The 19,760-nt window shown below is 73.9% G+C and carries 16 protein-coding genes; 11 read left to right on the forward strand and 5 right to left on the reverse strand.

From position 1 onward, the window contains the following. Window positions 1-39: 39 nt before the first annotated feature. Window positions 40-1,791 (forward strand): protein kinase domain-containing protein, encoded by a 1,752-nt coding sequence (locus OH807_RS21650; protein WP_406201378.1) that lies wholly within the window; start codon window positions 40-42, stop codon window positions 1,789-1,791. 9 nt (window positions 1,792-1,800) lie between these two features. Here the strand turns inward: OH807_RS21650 and OH807_RS21655 are convergent, their stop codons facing one another. After that, complete coding sequence (locus OH807_RS21655; RefSeq protein WP_406201381.1) at window positions 1,801-2,889, reverse strand: phosphotransferase; 1,089 nt, start codon at window positions 2,887-2,889, stop codon at window positions 1,801-1,803. A 78-nt stretch (window positions 2,890-2,967) separates the two neighbouring features. Next, window positions 2,968-3,627 (reverse strand): response regulator, encoded by a 660-nt coding sequence (locus tag OH807_RS21660; RefSeq protein ID WP_406201384.1) that lies wholly within the window; start codon window positions 3,625-3,627, stop codon window positions 2,968-2,970. 425 nt (window positions 3,628-4,052) lie between these two features. Here OH807_RS21660 and pdhA point away from each other — a divergent pair, with 425 nt between their 5' ends. From pdhA to OH807_RS21690, 6 genes are all read left to right on the forward strand, one after another. After that, window positions 4,053-5,207, forward strand: a complete 1,155-nt coding sequence (gene pdhA / locus OH807_RS21665; RefSeq protein ID WP_406201386.1) for a pyruvate dehydrogenase (acetyl-transferring) E1 component subunit alpha — start codon at window positions 4,053-4,055, stop codon at window positions 5,205-5,207. Continuing rightward, entirely contained in the window at window positions 5,207-6,181 is a 975-nt protein-coding gene (locus OH807_RS21670) for an alpha-ketoacid dehydrogenase subunit beta (RefSeq protein ID WP_406201389.1), read from the forward strand. Before pdhA ends, OH807_RS21670 begins: the two co-directional genes overlap by 1 nt. Before the next feature lie 13 nt (window positions 6,182-6,194). Next, entirely contained in the window at window positions 6,195-7,619 is a 1,425-nt protein-coding gene (locus OH807_RS21675) for a dihydrolipoamide acetyltransferase family protein (protein WP_406201392.1), read from the forward strand. Window positions 7,620-7,778: 159 nt separating this feature from the next. Next, window positions 7,779-9,008 (forward strand): benzoate/H(+) symporter BenE family transporter, encoded by a 1,230-nt coding sequence (locus tag OH807_RS21680; protein ID WP_406201394.1) that lies wholly within the window; start codon window positions 7,779-7,781, stop codon window positions 9,006-9,008. Between the two features lie 304 nt (window positions 9,009-9,312). Next, on the forward strand, window positions 9,313-10,545 hold the full coding sequence (locus tag OH807_RS21685; protein WP_406201397.1) for a M64 family metallopeptidase: 1,233 nt from the start codon (window positions 9,313-9,315) through the stop codon (window positions 10,543-10,545). Window positions 10,546-10,640: 95 nt separating this feature from the next. Continuing rightward, window positions 10,641-11,981 (forward strand): nitrate/nitrite transporter, encoded by a 1,341-nt coding sequence (locus OH807_RS21690; RefSeq protein ID WP_406201399.1) that lies wholly within the window; start codon window positions 10,641-10,643, stop codon window positions 11,979-11,981. A 57-nt stretch (window positions 11,982-12,038) separates the two neighbouring features. On the opposite strand, the gene OH807_RS21695 is transcribed toward OH807_RS21690, so the two are convergent. Continuing rightward, the gene (locus OH807_RS21695) at window positions 12,039-12,851 is read right to left on the reverse strand and encodes a Bro-N domain-containing protein (RefSeq protein ID WP_406201401.1); all 813 of its coding nucleotides are present in this window, start codon (window positions 12,849-12,851) and stop codon (window positions 12,039-12,041) included. A gap of 149 nt (window positions 12,852-13,000) precedes the next feature. Further along, window positions 13,001-13,822: a maleylpyruvate isomerase family mycothiol-dependent enzyme gene (locus tag OH807_RS21700; protein ID WP_406201403.1), complete on the reverse strand. Its 822-nt coding sequence runs from the start codon at window positions 13,820-13,822 to the stop codon at window positions 13,001-13,003. A gap of 174 nt (window positions 13,823-13,996) precedes the next feature. On the opposite strand from OH807_RS21700, the gene OH807_RS21705 reads away from it, so the two are divergent. The 3 genes from OH807_RS21705 (at window position 13,997) to OH807_RS21715 (ending at window position 16,837) form a co-directional block, all read left to right on the forward strand. Continuing rightward, window positions 13,997-14,794, forward strand: coding sequence for a carbon-nitrogen family hydrolase (locus OH807_RS21705; protein ID WP_406201405.1), 798 nt, complete (start codon window positions 13,997-13,999; stop codon window positions 14,792-14,794). A 228-nt stretch (window positions 14,795-15,022) separates the two neighbouring features. Then, complete coding sequence (locus OH807_RS21710; RefSeq protein WP_406201407.1) at window positions 15,023-16,075, forward strand: GntR family transcriptional regulator; 1,053 nt, start codon at window positions 15,023-15,025, stop codon at window positions 16,073-16,075. Window positions 16,076-16,189: 114 nt separating this feature from the next. After that, window positions 16,190-16,837 (forward strand): hypothetical protein, encoded by a 648-nt coding sequence (locus OH807_RS21715; protein ID WP_406201409.1) that lies wholly within the window; start codon window positions 16,190-16,192, stop codon window positions 16,835-16,837. A 193-nt stretch (window positions 16,838-17,030) separates the two neighbouring features. On the opposite strand, the gene OH807_RS21720 is transcribed toward OH807_RS21715, so the two are convergent. Beyond that, on the reverse strand, window positions 17,031-17,819 hold the full coding sequence (locus OH807_RS21720) for an SLATT domain-containing protein (RefSeq protein ID WP_406201411.1): 789 nt from the start codon (window positions 17,817-17,819) through the stop codon (window positions 17,031-17,033). A gap of 459 nt (window positions 17,820-18,278) precedes the next feature. On the opposite strand from OH807_RS21720, the gene purD reads away from it, so the two are divergent. Then, entirely contained in the window at window positions 18,279-19,526 is a 1,248-nt protein-coding gene (purD, locus tag OH807_RS21725) for a phosphoribosylamine--glycine ligase (protein WP_406201414.1), read from the forward strand. Window positions 19,527-19,760: the final 234 nt, after the last annotated feature.

The raw sequence follows: 19,760 nt of genomic DNA on the forward strand, positions 1-19,760 counted from the left end.
GGGCACCGCGATCCGAGCGAAGGCCCGGGGCGAGGAGCGATGGCACAGACGCAGCAGCCGGACGACGAGGGGGCCCGGACGGCAGGTCCGGGCGGCGGCGTCCCCGGGACGCCCGACGTCGGCGGCGACGGCGCCGCCACCACCGCGCTCCCGCCGTTCGGCGGCGGCCCGCAGACGCCCGGCCGCGGCACCGCGGCCCCGCTCGGCACGGTCGGCGACGGCCGCTACCGGCTGACCCACCGGCTCGGCCGGGGCGGGATGGCCGAGGTGCTCGCCGCCCAGGACATCCGGCTCGGCCGGACCGTCGCCGTCAAGCTGCTCCGTGGCGAGCTCGCCCAGGACGAGATCGCCCGACTGCGGTTCACCCGCGAGGCGCACGCCGTCGCGGCGCTCAACCACCACTCGATCGTCTCGGTCTACGACACGGGCGAGGAGTACGTCGGCGACGAGTCGACGCCGTACATCGTGATGGAGCTGGTCGAGGGCCGGACCGTCCGCGAGCTGCTGGTGGACGAGGAGGCGCCGCCGGTCGACCAGGCGCTGATCATCATCGCCGGGGTGCTGGAGGCGCTCGCCTACAGCCACCGGCACGGCATCGTCCACCGCGACATCAAGCCCGCCAACGTCATCATCACCACCACCGGCGCGGTCAAGGTGATGGACTTCGGCATCGCCCGCGCGCTGACCGGCACCGCCAGCACCATGACCCAGACCGGCATGGTCATGGGCACCCCGCAGTACCTCTCGCCCGAGCAGGCCCTCGGCAAGCCGGTCGACCACCGCTCCGACCTGTACGCGGCCGGCTGCATGCTCTACGAACTGCTGACGCTGCGACCGCCGTTCACCGGCGACACCCCGCTGTCGGTGGTCTACCAGCACGTGCAGGACATGCCGGTGCCGCCCTCGCAGGCCAATCCGCGGGTGCCGGCCGCGCTCGACCCGCTGGTGCTGCGCTCGCTGGCGAAGAACCCGGACGACCGCTTCCAGGACGCCGACGAGTTCCGCGCCCACCTCCAGCACGCGCTGCGCGAGATGCACGGGGCGGGCGGGACGTGGGCGGGCGCCGCGGCCGCCGGGCTGGCGGCCGCCGGCCAGGGCCACAGCGGCGCCACCCCGATGATCGGCACGGACGAGACGGCGGTGCTCGGCGGCGGCCTCGGCGCCCCGGGCGACCCGACGGCGATGCTGCCGTACCAGGTGCCCGGCGGCCCGCACACGCCGTCCGCGCCGTACCCCGGGGCCGGTGGGCCGTACGGCGGCGACGGTACGGGCGGTGGCGACGACGGCGGCCACGGTCACGGTCACGGCCGGCGGCGCGGGCCGTGGGGCTGGGTGGCCGGCATCGTGGCGGTGCTGGTCGCGTCCGGTGTCGGCATCGCGTTCGCGCTCAGCGGCGGCGACGGCGGGAACGGCCCGAAGACGACGCCCAGCGCGACCGTCCCGACGACCGTGGCCACGGAGACCACCGCGCCGGCCACCGGCCCGGCCTCCACCGTGGTGCCGACCCAGCAGACCACCAGCCGGAAGCCGCAGCAGCCGACGGACAACAACAACAACCAGAGCCCCCCGGCGACGGTGCCGTCCGGCAAGCACACGATGAGCCCGACCATGACGCCTTCCGGCACCAAGTCGGCGACGCCCACGCAGTCGGCCACCGGCACGCCGACTTCGAGCGGGGCGCCGACCGGGGCCACGCAGTCCGCGCAGCCGACCTCGACGCAGTCGCAGGGGTCCAGTACCCCGAAGCCGCCGGTGACCCAGCCGCCCGTCAGCCCCCCTGCGATGCCCTGACCGCCCGGGTCAGTTGGCGAAGGCGTCCAGGACCTGCTCGTACTCCTGGCACCACCACGCCAACTGGCCCGCCGAGGCTGGGTACAGCGGGTCGGCCCGGTGGTCGGCCCGCTGGTAGCGCCACTGGAGCATCCAGAAGTCGTTGAGCCGCTCCCACCAGACCCGGTGCACGGCCGCCGCCAGGTGCTCGGCGGTGGCGGCCCCGGTGGCGCGGTAGGCCTGGGAGTAGTGCCGGACCCGGACGAGGTCCAGCACGCCCGTCGACCGGTCGTGGAAGAGCAGGGTGGCCGCCCGGACGGCCTCCTCGGCGCGCGGCTGCGGCCCCAGCTTGTCCCAGTCCAGGACGGCCGAGATCCGGCCTTCCCGGTACAGCAGGTTCAGCCCGTGGAAGTCGCCGTGCGTCCAGCCGGTGGGCGGGGCGGCCTGGGGGGCCGGGCGCCGGTGGGCGTGCTCGGCGAGCAGCTCCAGCCGTTCGCCGAGGCGCTGTTCGACCAGGGTGTCCAGGGCGCCGTGCGGGCGGTGGCCGCGGGCGCGCAGCCGCAGGTCGTGGGCGAGGGCGGCGCTGTCCAGCGGGTCGCCGGTGCGGTAGCCGGCCGGTTGTGCGAGCGGGGCGCAGACGTCGTCCAGTGCGCCGTGCAGTCTGCCGAGCAGCGCGCCGAGCGCGTCGCACTGCGGCAGGGAGAGTTCGCTGCCGTGCCGGTGCCGGCCGTCCACCCAGGGGAAGAGCGCGAACAGCCGGCCGCCGGACACGGCCACCGTGCCGGACCGCTCGGCGCAGCCCAGCGGCGGAGCGACCGGCAGGCCGAGGGTGAACAGCTCGGCCATCGCGCGGTGGTGGTCGGCGATCGCGGTGCGGTTGGCGGTGGCGGCGTCGACGTAGCACTTCAGGAAGTAGGTGCCGGCCTCGGTCGAGACGCGGTAGCCCCGGTTCAGCAGGCCCTCGGCGACGGGTTCGGCGGTGAGCAGCCGCCCGATCCGGTAGCGGCGGATGACCTCCGCCAGGGCGGCGTGCGGGACGGGCGGGCTGAGGGTCCCTATGGGGGGTGCGGAGAGGTCGGGGCGGGCCGGGGCGCAGGCAAGGGTCTGGCTGAAAGTCACAGCCTGAGGTTAGGGCCCCGCGGCGAGGTCCCTTGACAACTCGTCAGTTGTATGTATGCGACAGGATCCAGGGCCTGCTCAGTGCTGCTGGTCGGCCTGGTGCCGGGCCACGAAGGCGGCGGCCTGGGTGCGCCGCTCCATGCCCATCTTGGCGAGCAGGCTGGAGACGTAGTTCTTCACCGTCTTCTCCGCGAGGTGCAGCTCGTTGCCGATCTGACGGTTCGTCATGCCCTCGCCGATCAGGTCGAGGATGCGCCGCTCCTGCTTGGTGAGCTGGGAGAGCCGCTCGTCCTCCTTCTCGCCGCCGTTGCGCAGCCGGGCCAGCACCCGGCTGGTGGCGACCGGGTCGAGCAGGGACTTGCCGGCCGCGACGTCCCGGACGGCGGTGATCAGGTCGGTGCCGCGGATCGCCTTCAGGACGTAGCCGGAGGCGCCGGCCATGATCGAGTCGAACAGCGCCTCGTCGTCCGAGAACGACGTCAGCATCAGGCACTTGATCTCCGGCAGCCGGGAGCGGATCTCCCGGCAGACCTCGACGCCGTTGCCGTCCGGGAGCCGGACGTCGAGCACGGCCACGTCGGGGTGGACGGCCGGGATCCGGGTGATCGCCTCGGCGGCGGTGCCGGCCTCGCCGACCACCTCGATGTCCCCCTCGACCGAGAGCAGGTCGTGCACGCCCCGCCGGACCACCTCGTGGTCGTCGAGAAGGAATACCCTGATTTGCCCGTTATCAGTCACGTACAAAGCCTCCCATAACACCGTACGAAAGACCTATCGCCCGCCGCTGATCGGGATCGTTATCCGGCCAGAGCAGACCAAACCGATGCCCGTAACCCCCTTACGCGCGGGCCTCCGCCCGGATAGCGTGCGCAGGTGTCCTGAAGGCGACCGAAATGAGAGCTGCGCCACGCCCGTCCGTCACCCCCCACCACCCTTTCGACGGCGAGCCGCGCGCGGCACCCTTTGTAGGCCCTGAACAACTAGGACGTCCTAGCGCAAGCGCGCCAAGGGCTGCCGCTGGGTAACGTTCTCGTGAGGGACGCCGTCGGAACAGGATCACCACCTGCCTTGCAGCCGGTGCGCACACCCACGCGCGCCCCGCGAGGCGGTGACCGGACCGGTCACCGGCGACCCCGGGCGGCCGGACAGACCGAGGAGTGAACGTGACCGTCAAAAGCACGGCGAGGGCCCGCAAGAAGGCAGCCCCCGGCGTCCCTGACACCCTCCGCGCCACGGGTACGGACGCCCAGCCGGAGCTCGTACAGCTGCTCACCCCGGAAGGCGAGCGCGTCGAGCACCCGGACTACCCGCTCACCGTCACTCCGGAGGAGCTGCGCGCCCTCTACCGCGACCTGGTGCTGGTGCGCCGGTTCGACGCCGAGGCGACCGCGCTGCAGCGGCAGGGCGAGCTGGGCCTGTGGGCCTCGCTGCTCGGCCAGGAGGCGGCCCAGGTCGGCTCCGGGCGCGCCATGCGCACCGGCGACTACGCCTTCCCGACCTACCGCGAGCACGGCGTGGCCTGGTGCCGCGACGTCGACCCGCTGAACCTGCTCGGCATGTTCCGCGGCGTGAACCACGGCGGCTGGGACCCGAACGAGAAGAACTTCCACCTCTACACCATCGTGATCGGCGCGCAGACCCTGCACGCCACCGGTTACGCGATGGGCATCACCAAGGACGGTGCCGACGACGCGGTGATCGCGTACTTCGGCGACGGCGCCTCCAGTCAGGGTGACGTCAACGAGGCCTTCACCTTCGCCTCGGTCTACAACTCCCCGGTCGTGTTCTTCTGCCAGAACAACCAGTGGGCGATCTCCGAGCCCACCACCACCCAGACCAAGATCCCGCTGTACCGCCGCGCCTCCGGCTTCGGCTTCCCCGGCGTCCGGGTCGACGGCAACGACGTGCTGGCCTGCCTGGCGGTCACCCGCTGGGCGCTCGACCACGCCCGCACCGGCAACGGTCCGGTGCTGATCGAGGCGTTCACCTACCGGATGGGCGCGCACACCACCTCCGACGACCCGACCCGCTACCGGCCCACCGAGGAGACCGAGTCCTGGAAGGCCAAGGACCCGATCAGCCGGCTCAAGGCCCACCTGGACCAGCAGGGCCTGGCGGACGAGGAGTTCTTCGCCTCGATCGAGGCCGAGAGCGAGCAGCTGGGCCTGCGGGTGCGCGAGGGCGTGCGGAGCATGCCGGACCCCGACCCGACCCTGATCTTCGACCACGTCTACGCCGAGCCGCACACGCTGGTCGATGAGGAACGGGCCGAGTACGTCGCGTACGCGGCCTCCTTCGAGGCGGGGGAGAACCTCTGATGGCCGGTCAGCTCAGCATCGCCAAGGCGCTCAACGAGGCGCTGCGCAAGTCGCTGGAGAACGACCCGAAGACGCTCCTCATGGGCGAGGACATCGGCAAGCTCGGTGGCGTCTTCCGGATCACCGACGGCCTGCAGAAGGACTTCGGCGACAGCCGGGTGATCGACTCCCCGCTCGCCGAGTCCGGCATCGTCGGTACGGCGATCGGCCTGGCGCTGCGCGGCTACCGCCCGGTGGTGGAGATCCAGTTCGACGGCTTCGTCTACCCGGCCTTCGACCAGATCGTCTCCCAGCTGGCCAAGATGCACGCCCGCGCGCTCGGGCACATCAAGATGCCGGTCACCATCCGCATCCCGTACGCGGGCGGCATCGGCGCGGTCGAGCACCACAGCGAGTCGCACGAGGCGTACTTCGCGCACACCGCCGGCCTGCGCGTGGTCTCGCCCTCGAACGCGCACGACGCGCACTGGATGCTGCGCCAGGCCATCGAGTCGGACGACCCGGTGATCTTCCTGGAGCCCAAGCGGCGCTACTGGGACAAGGGCGAGGTCGGCGACGCCGCCGACCTGGGCCTCTACGACGCCCGGATCGTCCGCCCCGGTACCGACGCGACGCTGATCGCCTACGGCCCGATGGTCAAGGTCTGTCTGGAGGCCGCCGCGGCGGCGGAGGAGGACGGCCGCCGGCTGGAGGTCGTGGACCTGCGCTCGCTCTCCCCGGTGGACTTCGCCGCCCTGGAGGAGTCGGTCAAGCGGACCGGCCGCGGCATCGTGGTGCACGAGGCGCCGGTCTTCCTGGGCATGGGCGCCGAGCTGGCCGCCCGACTGACCGAGCGGTGCTTCTACCACCTGGAGGCACCGATCCTGCGGGTCGGCGGCTACCACGCGCCGTACCCGCCGTCCCGGGTCGAGGAAGCCTTCCTGCCGGACCTGGACCGCGTGCTCGACGCCGTCGACCGCGCGCTCGCGTACTGAACGGGGAGCGAAGATGACCACCGAAGTTCGCTCGCTCCGCGAGTTCAGGATGCCCGACGTCGGCGAGGGCCTCACCGAGGCCGAGATCCTCAGCTGGTACGTCAAGCCCGGCGACACCGTCACGGACGGCCAGGTCGTCTGCGAGGTGGAGACCGCGAAGGCCGCCGTGGAGCTGCCGATCCCCTTCAACGGGGTGGTCGACCAGCTGTTCTTCCCGGAGGGCGCGACGGTCGACGTCGGCACCGTGATCATCACGGTCGCCGTCGAGGGCGCCGCCCCGGCGGCTCCGGCCGCCCCCGTCGCGGCTCCCGCGGCCGCTCCCGCCAAGGCCGAGCCGGCCGTGCCGGAGCGGCGCGAGGTGCTGGTCGGCTACGGCCCGCGGACCGGCGGCACCCAGCGCCGGGCCCGCCGCACGACCACCACCACGGTCGTCGCGGCCGCCCCCGTCGCCCCGGCGGCTCCGGTCGCGCCCGTCGCCCCGGTGGTGCCGGTCGCCCCGGTGGTGCCGGAACAGGCCAACGGCGAGCGGCCGTTGGCCAAGCCGCCGGTACGCAAGCTGGCCAAGGACCTCGGCGTCGACCTGCGGGCCGTCACCCCGACCGGCCCGGACGGCGTGATCACCCGCGAGGACGTGCACGCGCACGCCTCGGCGGCGGCCGCGCCGGCCCCCGCCCCCGTGGCGGCTCCGGTCGAGGCGCCCGTCGCCGCGCCGGCGGCCCTGCCCACGGGCACCGCCGGGGACGTCCGGGTGCCGGTCAAGGGCGTCCGCAAGGCGACCGCGCAGGCGATGGTGGCCTCGGCCTTCACCGCCCCGCACGTCACCGAGTTCGTCCAGGTCGACGTCACCCGCACGATGAAGTTCGTCCGACGGCTCAAGGAGAGCGGCGAGCTGGGCCGGGACATCCGGGTCAGCCCGCTGCTGCTGGTCGCCAAGGCGCTGCTCACCGCGATCAAGCGGCACCCCGAGATCAACGCCCAGTGGGACGAGGCGGCCCAGGAGATCGTCCTCAAGGGCCAGGTGAACCTCGGCATCGCCGCGGCCACCCCGCGCGGCCTGATCGTCCCCAACATCAAGGACGCGGGCGCGCTGACCCTCTCGGGGCTGGCCGCCTCCCTCGGCGAGCTGATCGACACGGCCCGCCAGGGCAAGACCTCGCCGGCCGACATGCAGGGCGGCACCGTCACCATCACCAACGTCGGCGTCTTCGGCGTCGACACCGGCACCCCGATCCTCAACCCGGGCGAGGCCGCGATCCTCGCCTTCGGCGCGGTCCGGGAACTGCCGTGGGTGCACAAGGGCAAGGTCGTCCCGCGCCAGGTCACCACGCTGGCCCTCTCCTTCGACCACCGCCTGGTGGACGGGGAGCTGGGCTCCAGGGTGCTGGCCGACGTGGCCGGGCTGCTGGAGCGTCCGAAGCGCCTGATCACCTGGGGCTGACGCCCCCGGAGCCGACGAAGGGGCCCTGCTCCGCACCACCGTGCGGAGCAGGGCCCCTTCCGCCTGTCGTCCCTGCCTGTCGGCCCCGCCGGGGCCGAGGGTCCTGCCGGGAATTCCCGGGCCGCCTGCCGCGGGCCGTTTCTCCGCGATACTGCCGGGATGGCAGAGGAGCTGATAACCCGTTCGGCCGACCGTCGTACCGCACCCGAGGAGCGCCGCTCGCTGCGCCGGGACGCCTCCGGGCCGGCGCTGCTGGCCGGCCTGGTGTGCATCGTGGTGTCGTTCTCCGGACCACTGGTGGTGGTGCTCGCGGCGGCCGCCGCCGGGCGGCTGGACCAGGCGCACACGGCGTCCTGGATCTGGGCGGTGTCCGTCGGCAGCGGGCTGACCTGTCTGCTGCTCAGCTGGTGGACCAGGACGCCGGTGATCACCGCCTGGTCCACCCCCGGGGCGGCGCTGCTGGTGACCAGCCTCGGCGGGTACCCGTACCGGGAGGCGGTCGGGGCCTTCCTGGTGAGCGGCGCGGTGGTGGCGCTGTTCGGTGTGACCGGGTGGTTCGGGCGGCTGATCGCGGCGATCCCGGCCGGCATCGTCAACGCGATGCTGGCGGGCATCCTGTTCTCCTTCGGCGCCGGGATCTTCGGCGCGGTGAAGGGCGAGCCCCTCCTGGTGCTCGGCAGCTTCGCGGCCTTCCTGCTGGCCAAGCGGCTCGTGCCGCGGTACGCCGTGCCGGCCGCGCTGCTGGCCGGCGTGGTGCTCGCGGCCGTGACCGTCGGGCTGTCGCTGCACATCGGCCAGGGCGGCCCGACCCGGCCGGTGCTGACCGTGCCGGCCTTCTCCTGGCCCGCCCTGGTGGGCCTGGCACTGCCGCTCACCATCGTCGCGCTGGCCTCGCAGAACGCGCCCGGCCTGGGGGTGATGCGGGCCTTCGGCTACCGGCCGGACGACCGGCTGCTGATCGGGGCCACCGGCGGGCTCTCCGTCCTGCTGGCACCGTTCGGCTCGCCGGGCGTCAACCTGGCGGCGATCACCGCGGCCATCTGCGCCGGCCCGGAGAGCCACCCCGACCCGCGCCGCCGCTACGTCGCCGGGATGTCGGCGGGCGTGCTCTACCTGCTGGTGGGCAGCTTCGGGGGCGTCCTGGTCAGCCTGTTCACCGGTCTGCCGAAGGAACTGGTCGCGGTGGTCGCCGGGGTCGCGCTGCTGGCCTCGCTTCAGGGCAGCCTGGCGGCGGCGGTCGCCGAGGAGCGCGGCCGGGACGCGGCGGTGGTGACCTTCCTGGCCACCGCGTCCGGCACGAGCCTGCTCGGGATCGGTTCGGCGTTCTGGGGGCTGCTGTTCGGCCTGGCCGCCCACCTGGTGCTCGACGTGCGGCGGCGGCCCCGCTGAGGACGGGCGGGCGGCGGCGCGAGGAGGGGGTCCGGTGCGGTCGGGGCGCGGTCCCGGGCGGTCCCGGGCGGTCCCGGGCGGTCCCGGGCGGTCCCGGGCGATCGGAAGGTGATCGGAACCGGTCACGGGTGATCGGAAACGTCCACCTGGTTGGACTCATAGGTATGACCGGGGTGATCCGGGTCGTTCGGCCAGGTCGGTGACATTTTCGCCGGACGGGAGGGGAGACACGCCGGGCCGGGTACGGCTACGCGTCCACCACCCGGGCGACGCCGGGTGACCGGATCCCCGAGGACGCACCCGTATGCCGCCTGGCAACCCTGGCCGTCTCGTCCGGAGTCTGGCCGCGCTCGTGCTGGTGTCCACCGCCGTACTCCCGGCCGCCCTGGAGCTGGCCGGCCCCTCGCCGTTCGGAGTGATCGGGCCCGGCGCCCCCGCCGACCGCGCGGTGCCGCCGCACAGTGTGCAACAGGCCGACCTGCGCGCGGCCGGCACCGCTCCGACCGTCGACATAAGGCGGACCGGTGATCCCGCCAACCGGATCACCCTGGTGCTGCTCGGCGACGGCTACACCTCCGACGAACAGGACCTCTTCCGCCAGCAGGCGGACCGGGCCTGGCGGTCGCTGATGGAGATCGAGCCGTTCCGCAGTTACCAGGGCTACTTCAACATAAGGCGGGTCGAGGTGGTCTCCTCGGTCTCCGGCATCGCCGAGACCGAGAGCCGGGGCCGCAACCCCGGCACCCCGCTCGGCATGCACTTCTGGTGCGAGGGCACCGCCCGGCTGCTCTGCGCCGACGAGTCCGCCACCGCCCGGGCGGCCGGGGGCGGCGACGGCCCGCAGTACCTGATCGCGCTGGCCAACTCCAGCGAGTACGGCGGCGCCGGCGGCACCGGCGTGACCACCCTGGCCGGCGGCAGCGTGGACGCCGGGCGGATCATCCAGCACGAGATAGGGCACACCGTCGGCGATCTCGGCGACGAGTACGACAGCGCACCGGACGACGCCGACTACCCCAACCTCTCCACCGACAACGCGGACGACATGCGCCGCAAGCAGACCAAGTGGTGGCGCTGGCTCGGCGCGGAGTCCCCGGACGGCGCCGGCACGGTCGGCGCGTACCGGAGCGCCAACGGGATCTACCGGCCGACCCCGGACTCGGTGATGCGCACCCTCGGCGGCGCGTACAACCTGCCCTCGCGGGAGGCGATCGTCGAGGAGATCTACCGCCGCATCCGGCCGACCGACACACCGCTGCCCGCCCCCGGCGAGGTGACCGGCCGCCCCCGGCTGGAGGTCCGCCCGCTGCCGCTGGCCGGGGCCCGGCAGCTCCAGGTCGACTGGAAGGTGGACGGCGTTCCGGTGGAGCCCCAGGCGACGGACCGCAGCTGGCTCGACACCGCTCAGCTGAACCTCGTGCCCGGCCGGGACAGCACCGTCACGGCCACCGTCCGGGACACCACGGACTGGGTCCGGGACGAGGCCTTCCGCGACCGCTACATGACGCGGTCGGTGTCCTGGACCGTCACCGGCTGAGGTGGTTCGTACCCGACCGCCGGGGGCGGGCGGCGGCCGGTATTGGCCGACCCTGTACTGGCGTCGAATGATGGGATGACTAATCTGGGGGCACTATGACCGTGGACCCCGCCTCCGCCGCCCGCCCGATCACCGTCCCCGGTCCCCGGGTCGACGCCGGTCCGTCCCCGGCCGGGACCCCGCACTCCCCGCCGGGCGGGCGCGCCGCATGGCTGGCCTGGTCCATCGGCGTCAGCGTCTACATCCTCGCCGTGATCCACCGCACCAGCCTCGGCGTGGCCGGGCTGGACGCCGCAGAGCGCTTCACCATCGGCGCCTCCGCGCTCTCCACCTTCTCCATCCTCCAGGTGCTGGTCTACGCGGCCATGCAGATACCCGTCGGCCTGCTCGTCGACCGGTTCGGCCCGCGCCGGGTGCTGCTCCTCGGCGTCCTGCTGCTCAGCCTGGGGCAGCTGGCCTTCGCCTTCTCCGCGTCCTTCGCGCCGGCGCTCGCCTCCCGGGCGGTGCTGGGCTGCGGCGACGCGATGACCTTCATCAGCGTGCTGCGGATCGCCGCCCGCTGGTTCCCGGCCGCGAAGAACCCGCTGGTCGCCCAGCTCACCGGGCTCGCCGGGATGGGCGGCAACCTGGTCACCACCGTCGTCCTCGCCCAGGCCCTGCACCGCGAGGGCTGGACGCCGACCTTCACCGCCATCGCGCTGCTCGGCGTCGCCGTCTTCGCCCTGGTCGTGCTGTTCCTCCAGGAGGCCCCGGCCGGCCCGCCGGTGTCCGCCGCCGCCCAGGCCCCCCGGCCGGCCGTCGGGCAGCAGATCCGCCACTCCTGGCGCGAGCCCGGCACCCGGCTCGGCCTCTGGGTGCACTTCACCACGCAGTTCCCCGGCAACGCCTTCGGCCTGCTCTGGGGCCTGCCGTACCTGGTCGAGGCACAGGGCATGTCCCGGGCCGCGGCCGGCGGGCTGCTCACCCTGCTGGTCTTCAGCAACATGGCCTTCGGCCTGCTCTTCGGCCGGTTGCTCAGCCGCACCGCCCGGGCGCGGATGCCGATCGTGCTCACCGTCATCGCCGCCACCTCCGCCGGCTGGGCCGTCACCCTCGCCTGGCCCGGCGGCCACCCGCCGCTCTGGCTGCTGGTCGGGATCATCGTGGTGATGGGCAGCAACGGCCCGGCCTCGCTGGTCGGCCTCGACTACGCGCGCTCCCACAACCCCGTCGAACGCCTCGGCACCGCCTCCGGCATCGCCAACATGGGAGGCTTCATCGGCACGATGATCACCCTCTTCGGCATCGGTGTCCTGCTCGACGCCCTGACCCCCGGCAGCGGCAGCGGATACTCGGCGGAGGCGTACCGCTGGGCGTTCTGCTGGCTGTACGTGCCAATGGCGGTGGGGACGCTGATGATCCTGCGGCTGCGCCGCCAGGTGGTGGCGGCCGTCTAGCGCCGCGGCCCGCGCGAGGGCGCCGGACCCCGGGACGCGGGGGCCGGCGCCGTCCGGTCAGCGGCCGTACTCGCGCATCAGGTCGGAGATCTGCCGCGCCGTCCCGTGGATCCGGGCGCCGTGCAGCTCCACGAGCAGCTGCCCGTCGCCGAGCCGGGTCGGTGCCGGCGCCGCGGCCATCTGGCGGACGAGGTCCACCAGCCGGAGCTTCGGGCAGCCCGGGACGGCCCTGCCGCCCCGGATGCCGACCCGCTCCACGACCGGGCAGGAGAAGTAGCCGCCGAAGGGCGGACCGCTGTCCTCCGCGCGGTCCGGCACGGTGAAGAGCATCTCCCCGTGCCGGCAGTGCACCGTCCCGTCGGAGTGCACGTGCACCCCCGGCCCGCCGTCGTGGTCGAGCTCGGCGACGATCTGCACCTGTTGGCCGATCGCCTCCGCCAGGGTCTCCGCCATGCGCCGCTGCTGGGTCGGGACGTCGGTGTCCCCGCGGCGGACGGAGGGGAGGAGGTCGCGGGTGACCCACTCCTGGAACGGCTCGGCACTGGGCTTGGTCGACCTCATGATCATGGTGTACAGGCCGGCCTCGCTGATCACTCCGAGGATGGGATTTCCGCGGGCATAGGGTTTCTCACCTGCGGAAACGCCGTAACCCTCAGAACTTCTGAGGGTTACCCGGCGAAGATCGACCGTGCGCGTGTCCACCGGCTTGACGATCTTCAGTGCCTCGCTGGGATTGCTGCGGCCGAGGATGCGGCACACGTCCGCCGTGACGAACCACGGCTCGCCGTCGATCATCACGACCCTGATCGGCTGCCCCGTGACCGGGAAGCTCGACCTCACCAGCACCATCTGCGTCTGTTCGTCGTCCATCTGGACGCCCCTCCTTCTTCCGGGTGACGACTGCCCGGAACAACGAGGTCGAACGGGTGAGGTGCTGGTACCAGGCTGACGAACGGGAGCGCGAGGCGCACCACCCGGCGCGCGGTGGTGCGTGTACGCCGGGTGGGTGACCGGGGCCGCTACGGGGTGACGGCGAAGTTGGCCAGCACGCGGGAGGCGAGCTCCCGGTCGCCCTCGACGGTGACCGGGCCGGGGCGGCCGCGGCCGCAGGCCAGGCGGACGTACGTCTCCCAGTCGAGGGTGAGCTGGACGTCGGGGGCGAGGCTGATCGACTCGTCGACGGTGCCGCGGCCGCCGGCGTCGACCCGGACGGTGCGCAGGAACTCCACCGGGCCGGTGACGTCGATGGCCAGGGCCGTCCCGGCCGGGGCGCCGGCCTGGTGGGCGACGGCCTTGGGCAGCAGCTCCAGCAGGATGTCCCGGGAGAGCAGGGCGGCCGGCGAGTCCAGGTTGCCGGGCTCGCCCAGGGCGCGCCGGAGGTCCTGCTCGTGCACCCAGACGTCGAAGGCCCGGCGGCGCAGCAGCTCGTAGTAGGGCAGGTCGCGGCTGTGCGGTCCGGCCGGCCAGCGGACCGGCTCGGCGGGGGTCTGCTTGGCGTTCCGCAGCGCGCGCGAGCGGCGGATGATCGTGTACTCCAGCTCGCCGGTGAGCTCGACGGAGGTGTGGCAGCGGCGCTTGTCGACGGGCAGCTCGATGTAGCGGGCGAACTCGGTGGTGACGTGCCGGAGGTCACGGGGGAGGGAGTGGATCGGGCGGGGGTCACCGAGCAGCTCGGACTCGATGGCGATGACGTGCGAGACGACGTCCCGGACCGACCAGCCGGGGCACTCGGTGGCCCGGTTCCAGGAGCCCTCGGGAAGCGGGGTCACCAGCTCCGATATCGATTCGATGGACTGGGTCCACGCCTCGGTGTAAGCCTGCACGGTCTGGTTGTCCGTCACGGGAATCTCCGGCCCTCCGTCAGCTGCTCTGCCCTGCACGCCCTGACTCGGAGGTCGACCTGGTTCGTCCGGATCTTCGGGCGCGCACGCTAACCGCACGTTACGCTGCCGGGTGAGAGCAAGGCAGTGCTTTCGGGTGACGATCGTAGGACTCTTGTCGTGGACGGTGGTACTGTGCGCGCTTCATTGATCCAACTCGCGGTCTCCGACGCCGAGCCGCCCGCCGAGCGGCGGGCGCGGGCTGCCGCCCTGGTCCGGGCCCAGCAGGGCGCCGACCTGGTCGTGCTCCCGGAGCTCTGGCCGTTGGGCGGCTTCGCCTACGACCTCTGGTCGGACGGTGCCGAGGCACTGGACGGGCCCACCTCCGACGCGATGGCGGCCGCCGCGAAGGCGGCCGGGGTCTGGCTGCACGCCGGGTCGATCGTCGAACGGGACCCGGACGGGCCGATCTACAACACCTCGCTGCTGTTCGCCCCGGACGGCGAGCTGGTGCACACCTACCGCAAGATCCACCGCTTCGGCTTCGACAGCGGCGAGGCCGTGGTGATGGGTGCGGGGCAGGAGATCGTCACCGCCGCCACCGACTTCGGCACGCTGGGCCTGGCCACCTGCTACGACCTGCGGTTCCCGGAGCTGTTCCGGGCGCTGCTGGACGCGGGTGCGCAGCTGCTGGTGGTCCCGGCGGCCTGGCCGGCGCGGCGGCGCGAGCACTGGACGGTGCTGAACCGGGCCCGGGCGATCGAGGAGCAGGCCTTCGTGCTGGCCTGCAACACGGCGGGCACGCACGGCGGGGTCGAGCAGGCCGGGTACAGCACCGTGGTGGATCCGTGGGGCCGGGTGCTGGCCGAGGCGGGCCCGGGCGAGGAGGTGCTGACGGTGGAGTTCGATCCGGCCGAGGTGGCGAAGGCCCGGGCGGACTTCCCGGTCCACCGGGACCGGCTGTTGGGCATCCCGGCCCCCGTCCAGCGTTGACGTCCGGCGCCGGCGCCCGGCGGGTGTCGTGCGGCGGGTGCCGTGCGACAGCCCTGCGGCGCCGGCTTCGCGCTGCCCGGTTCCGGGCAGCGTGACCGGGGCGACACGGGGGCGGCCGCGCTGCGGCGGCATCTTTTGAGAAGATGAGCGTTCGTCGTGTTCCCGCCCGTTCTTCCAGTTGGTCCGCCCCCGGGCAGGCCGTCCAGCCCGCCCGAGGAGGTCGCACGCATGTCCGGCACCGGCGCAGGCGACGCCCGCCCCGTGATCCACCGGAACAGCCTGCGCGAGCAGATCGCGGGCGCGCTGCGCGAGGAGATGATGGCCGGCCGGCTGGCCGCCGGGCGCAACTTCACCGTCAAGGAGATCGCCGACCTGTACGGGGTCTCGGCGACGCCGGCCCGCGAGGCGCTGGTCGACCTGGGCGCGCAGGGGCTGCTCCGGGCCGAGCACCACCGGGGCTTCACGGTGCCCGAGTTCGGCTGGGGCGACTTCCTGGAGATCTTCGAGTCCCGGGTGCTGCTCACCGACAGCTACTTCCGCCAGCTCGCCGTCCGCCCGGTACCGCCGGACGCCGCGACCCGGCTGCCCTCGCTGCGCCGCCGGGCGGACGCGGCGGTGCGGGCGGCCCACGCGGGCAACCTGGACGTGATGGTGGGCTGCGACCGCCGGTTCTGGCAGGAGATGGCGGGGCTGTTCGGCAACCGCCGGATCGGCGAGTACCTGGACTGGCTGCGGGTGCAGTCCTGGATGTTCGCCGCGCCCTACCTGCGGGCCATGCCGAAGCTGGCCGGGGTCTGCTGGGACCGGCACGTCGACCTGGTCGACACGGTCGAGGCGCGGGACCTGCGCGGCGCCCACCGCATCGTCTGCGAGTACAACCTGTTCACCGTGCGGCTGCTGGCCGGGCTGGCCGGGCAGCCGGTGGACTCGGTGGCCGTCCTGCCGCTGCTGGCCACCGGGCCGGGACCGGCCGGTCCCGCACCTGCCGCGGACGCGGACGCCGGGCGGGAGTGGGGCGCCGCGGTGGGCTCCGACGAGCCGGCCGGGGGCACCGCCCAGGCATCCGGCGGGTCGGTGCGCGGCGCCGCGGAGGCCGCCCGGGGGCGGAGCCGGGCCGGCGAGCTGGGCCGTGAGCTCGGCCGCGAGCTGGGCCTCGGCCTCGGCCTCGTCCCGCAGCCGCGCTCGGTGCCGCACGGGCGGTTCGGCCGCCGGCTGCCCGATTCGTCGTCCGGCCAACTGCCCGAGGGGCGGCCCGACCCGCACCGCGCGCCGGGCCGGTAGGGTGGGCGGTCGTCGTCCCGGGCGGTCCCTGTACCGACGCTCCGGTGACCGACCCGTCCGTCCGTCGTTCGCCCCGCGAACGGCCCCTGCCGCCCGGAGAGGAAGAGCCGGCCCATGGCCTGCGACCTCTGGCTCGTCCCGCTCGTGGACGTCCTGAGCCAAAGCCCCGACAACCCCTTCCGGGACGATCTGGCGCTCTACAACGCCGTGTTGACCGCGAACGGACTCCCCGAGGTGCCGATCTACCAGTACGTGCCGGGTCTCAGTGGGGCGGTCGAGCCGATAGCCGCGTTCGACTACGACTCGCTGCACTTCCTGCGCCGCGCCTACCTGCTGGGGCTGACCGGTCTGGACATCACCCCGGTGGACGCGCTCGGCGGCGACTACGAGCAGCTGCTGGAGATGTTCGAGAACAGCGCGGAGCAGTCGCACCTGGTCTGGCACTTCGACCACGCCGGGGCCTACGTGCCGATCGAGTTCGCGGTGCCGCTGGTGGACGACGCGCTGCTGGCCGCGGGCGGGCCGCTGGGCTCCAGCCACGGGCTGCTGCGCGAACTGCAGGCCGTCGCACCGGCGCTGGGCATCGACCCGCTCAACCCGCCGGGCCCGACCCGGCCGCTCGGCCCGACCGGCCTGGAGCAGCCGTTCGGCCCGCCGCTGGACGACCTGCACCCCTTCGCCCGGGAGCGGCACGCCTGGGCGGGGCTGTACGCGGCGGCCACCCGCAGCCTCACCCAGGGCTCGATGATCGTCTTCGCCTGACCCGAGCCTGACCCGAGCCTGACCCGAGCCTGCGCCCGAGCCTGCGCCCGAGCCTGCGCCCGAGCCTGCGCCCGATCCCGAGCCTCCGTCCGAGTCGAAGTCCGAGCCTCCGCGCGGGCCGAGCGCCCGGCCCGAGCGCGCCGGGCCCGCCGCCGGCCGGCACCGGGCGCCCCCGGCCGGCGCAGCGCCCCGCCTACCGCAGCGGGCCCTCCGGCGGCCGCTGGCGCGGCATGGTGGGCCGGGTGCCCGGCGGCGGCAGGATCCGCACCTGGGCGCCCCCGCTCGTCTCGCTGCGGCCGCCCCAGCTGCCCGCGGTCTGGGTGGGCAGCTGCGTCATGCCGGCCCGGAACTCCAGCATCCACTCCGAGGTCTCGGTCCGGACCATGTCCGAGACGTCCTCGCAGAACCGCCGCAGCACCCCGAGGCAGCGCTCGGCCGCCTCGCCCGCGGTGCCCTCGGTGGGGCCGAGCACCTCCCGCACGCACTCCGAGGCCCAGTCGAACTGGAAGGCCTCCAGCCGGCGCTGCAGCGCCTGCGCGGTGGAGACGTCCCGCATCCAGCCGGAGGTCAGGCCGAACACCCGGTCCGCGCCGTAGCAGGCGGCGGAGAGCGCCAGGCCGACGTAGCCCCAGCTGGTGGCGTTCGCCACGGCGCCGGTGAGGTCCACCAGCGGCGCGGTGACGCCGCCCACCGCGAAGCCGGCCGTGCCGAAGCGCAGCAGACGGGCCCAGCGGCGCTTCCAGATCCGGTCCCGGCGGTACCAGTCGATCGCCTCCACGGCCCGTTCCTCGGACCAGCGGTAGAGCTCCTCCAGCCGTTCGGCGGGCTCGCCCCAGTCGCCCAGCGGGAACTGGCGGGTGCTCAGATCGGTCCGGTGGCGGGTGGCCGCCGGGCGCGCGACCGTGGCGGCGGCGGGCGGGTCCTCCTCGCCGATCTCCTTGCCCCAGGCACTCTCCTCGGGCTGCATTTCCGGCTGGCTCACCTGTGGGGCTCCCTGTGGCGGGCGGACTGCTGGGTCTGACGGCACGCCGCCCCGACGGCTCGTCGGCCTGACTGGCCGTGGAGCGCCGGGTGACGCATCGGACGCGCGACGCCCCGGGGCGGCTGTGGGTGCCGGGGGCGGCTCACCGGCCGGCGGCCGGTGGTGGTCCAACAGCACTTCTTACCGCCAAATGGCTGACCATGGGGGCGCTTCGCCAATGATCGTTACCGGATTCGGCCACCGGAACCCGAGGTGAGCGGGTTGCGGCGGGCGGCGAGATTTCACCCGTCCGAGCGAGGCGCCGGTGACCCACCGGCCTGACCGCGGCGCCCGGGGCGGATCACCGGGGTCCGGCATTGGAGGTTCCTCCTACTCCGGCAGCGTACGGAGAGGTTTTCCTGGAGGTTCCCATGGGACCGGAGAACAGCCGGAACCGGCCACCGACTACCCTTGCCAACCGTGAAGGTCCTCGTCATCGGCGGCGGCGCCCGCGAACACGCCCTGTGCCGCTCTCTGTCCCAAGATCCCGCCGTCACCGAGCTGCACTGCGCCCCGGGTAACGCCGGGATCGCGCAGGTGGCGACGGTCCACCCGGTCGACCAGCTGGACGGCGCGCAGGTCGCGGCGCTCGCCCGGCAGCTCGACGCCGACCTGGTCGTGGTCGGCCCGGAGGCCCCGCTCGTCGCGGGCGTCTCCGACGCCGTGCGCGCGGCCGGCATCCCCGTCTTCGGCCCGTCCGCCCCGGCCGCCCAGCTGGAGGGCTCCAAGGCCTTCGCCAAGGACGTGATGGCCGGCGCCGGGGTGCCCACCGCCCGGTCCTACGTCTGCACCACCCCCGCCGAGGCCGCCGAGGCGCTGGACGCCTTCGGCGCGCCCTACGTGGTGAAGGACGACGGCCTGGCCGCCGGCAAGGGCGTCGTGGTCACCTCCGACCGCGCGGAGGCGCTGGCCCACGCCGCCTCCTGCGAGCGCGTGGTCATCGAGGAGTACCTCGACGGCCCCGAGGTCTCGCTCTTCGCCATCACCGACGGCACCACCGTCCTCCCGCTCCAGCCCGCGCAGGACTTCAAGCGCGCGCTGGACGGCGACGAGGGCCCGAACACCGGCGGCATGGGCGCCTACTCGCCGCTGCCGTGGGCCCCGGAGGGCCTGGTCGAGGAGGTCCTGGAGACCGTCCTGCAGCCGACCGTGGACGAGCTGCGCCGCCGCGGTACCGAGTTCTCCGGCCTGCTCTACGCGGGTCTGGCGCTGACCTCGCGCGGCACCCGGGTGATCGAGTTCAACGCCCGCTTCGGCGACCCGGAGACCCAGGTCGTGCTGGCCCGGCTGCGCACCCCGCTGGCGGCCGTCCTGCACGCCTCCGCGACCGGCACCCTGGACCAGCTGGAGCCGCTGCGCTGGGACGACGGCGCCGCCGTCACCGTGGTGATCGCCTCCGAGGGCTACCCGGCCGCGCCGCGCACCGGCGACCCGATCGAGGGCCTGGCCGAGGCGGAGGCCGCCGACGGCACCGCGTACGTGCTGCACGCCGGCACCCGGGCGGGCGAGGGCGGCGAGGTGCTCAGCGCCGGCGGCCGCGTCCTCTCGGTCACCGCCACCGGGGCCGACCTGGCCGAGGCCCGTGGCCGGGCCTACGACGCGGTGGGCCGGATCGTCCTCAAGGGCGGTCAGCACCGCACCGACATCGCGCTCAAGGCCGCCCAGTAGCAGGTGGTTTCGGCGCGCTCCGGGGCGCTGCGTCCGAGGGGGAACAACCCCCATGGACGCAGCGCCCCGCGGTGTTTGCCGGGCCGCAGGCCGGGGGCGGTTCCGGCGGCCCCCGCACCGTTCGGCGGCCGGACTTCAGCCCATCGAGTGACAGCGCCCGCATCCGGCTGACGTAACCGTCCGCCCGGCCTTATGGTGCGCTGGTCCGCAGCACCCCGGGCCGTGCCGCCGTCG

Source organism: Kitasatospora sp. NBC_01560 (genome assembly GCF_045208415.1).
Taxonomy (GTDB): Bacteria; Actinomycetota; Actinomycetes; order Streptomycetales; family Streptomycetaceae; genus Kitasatospora.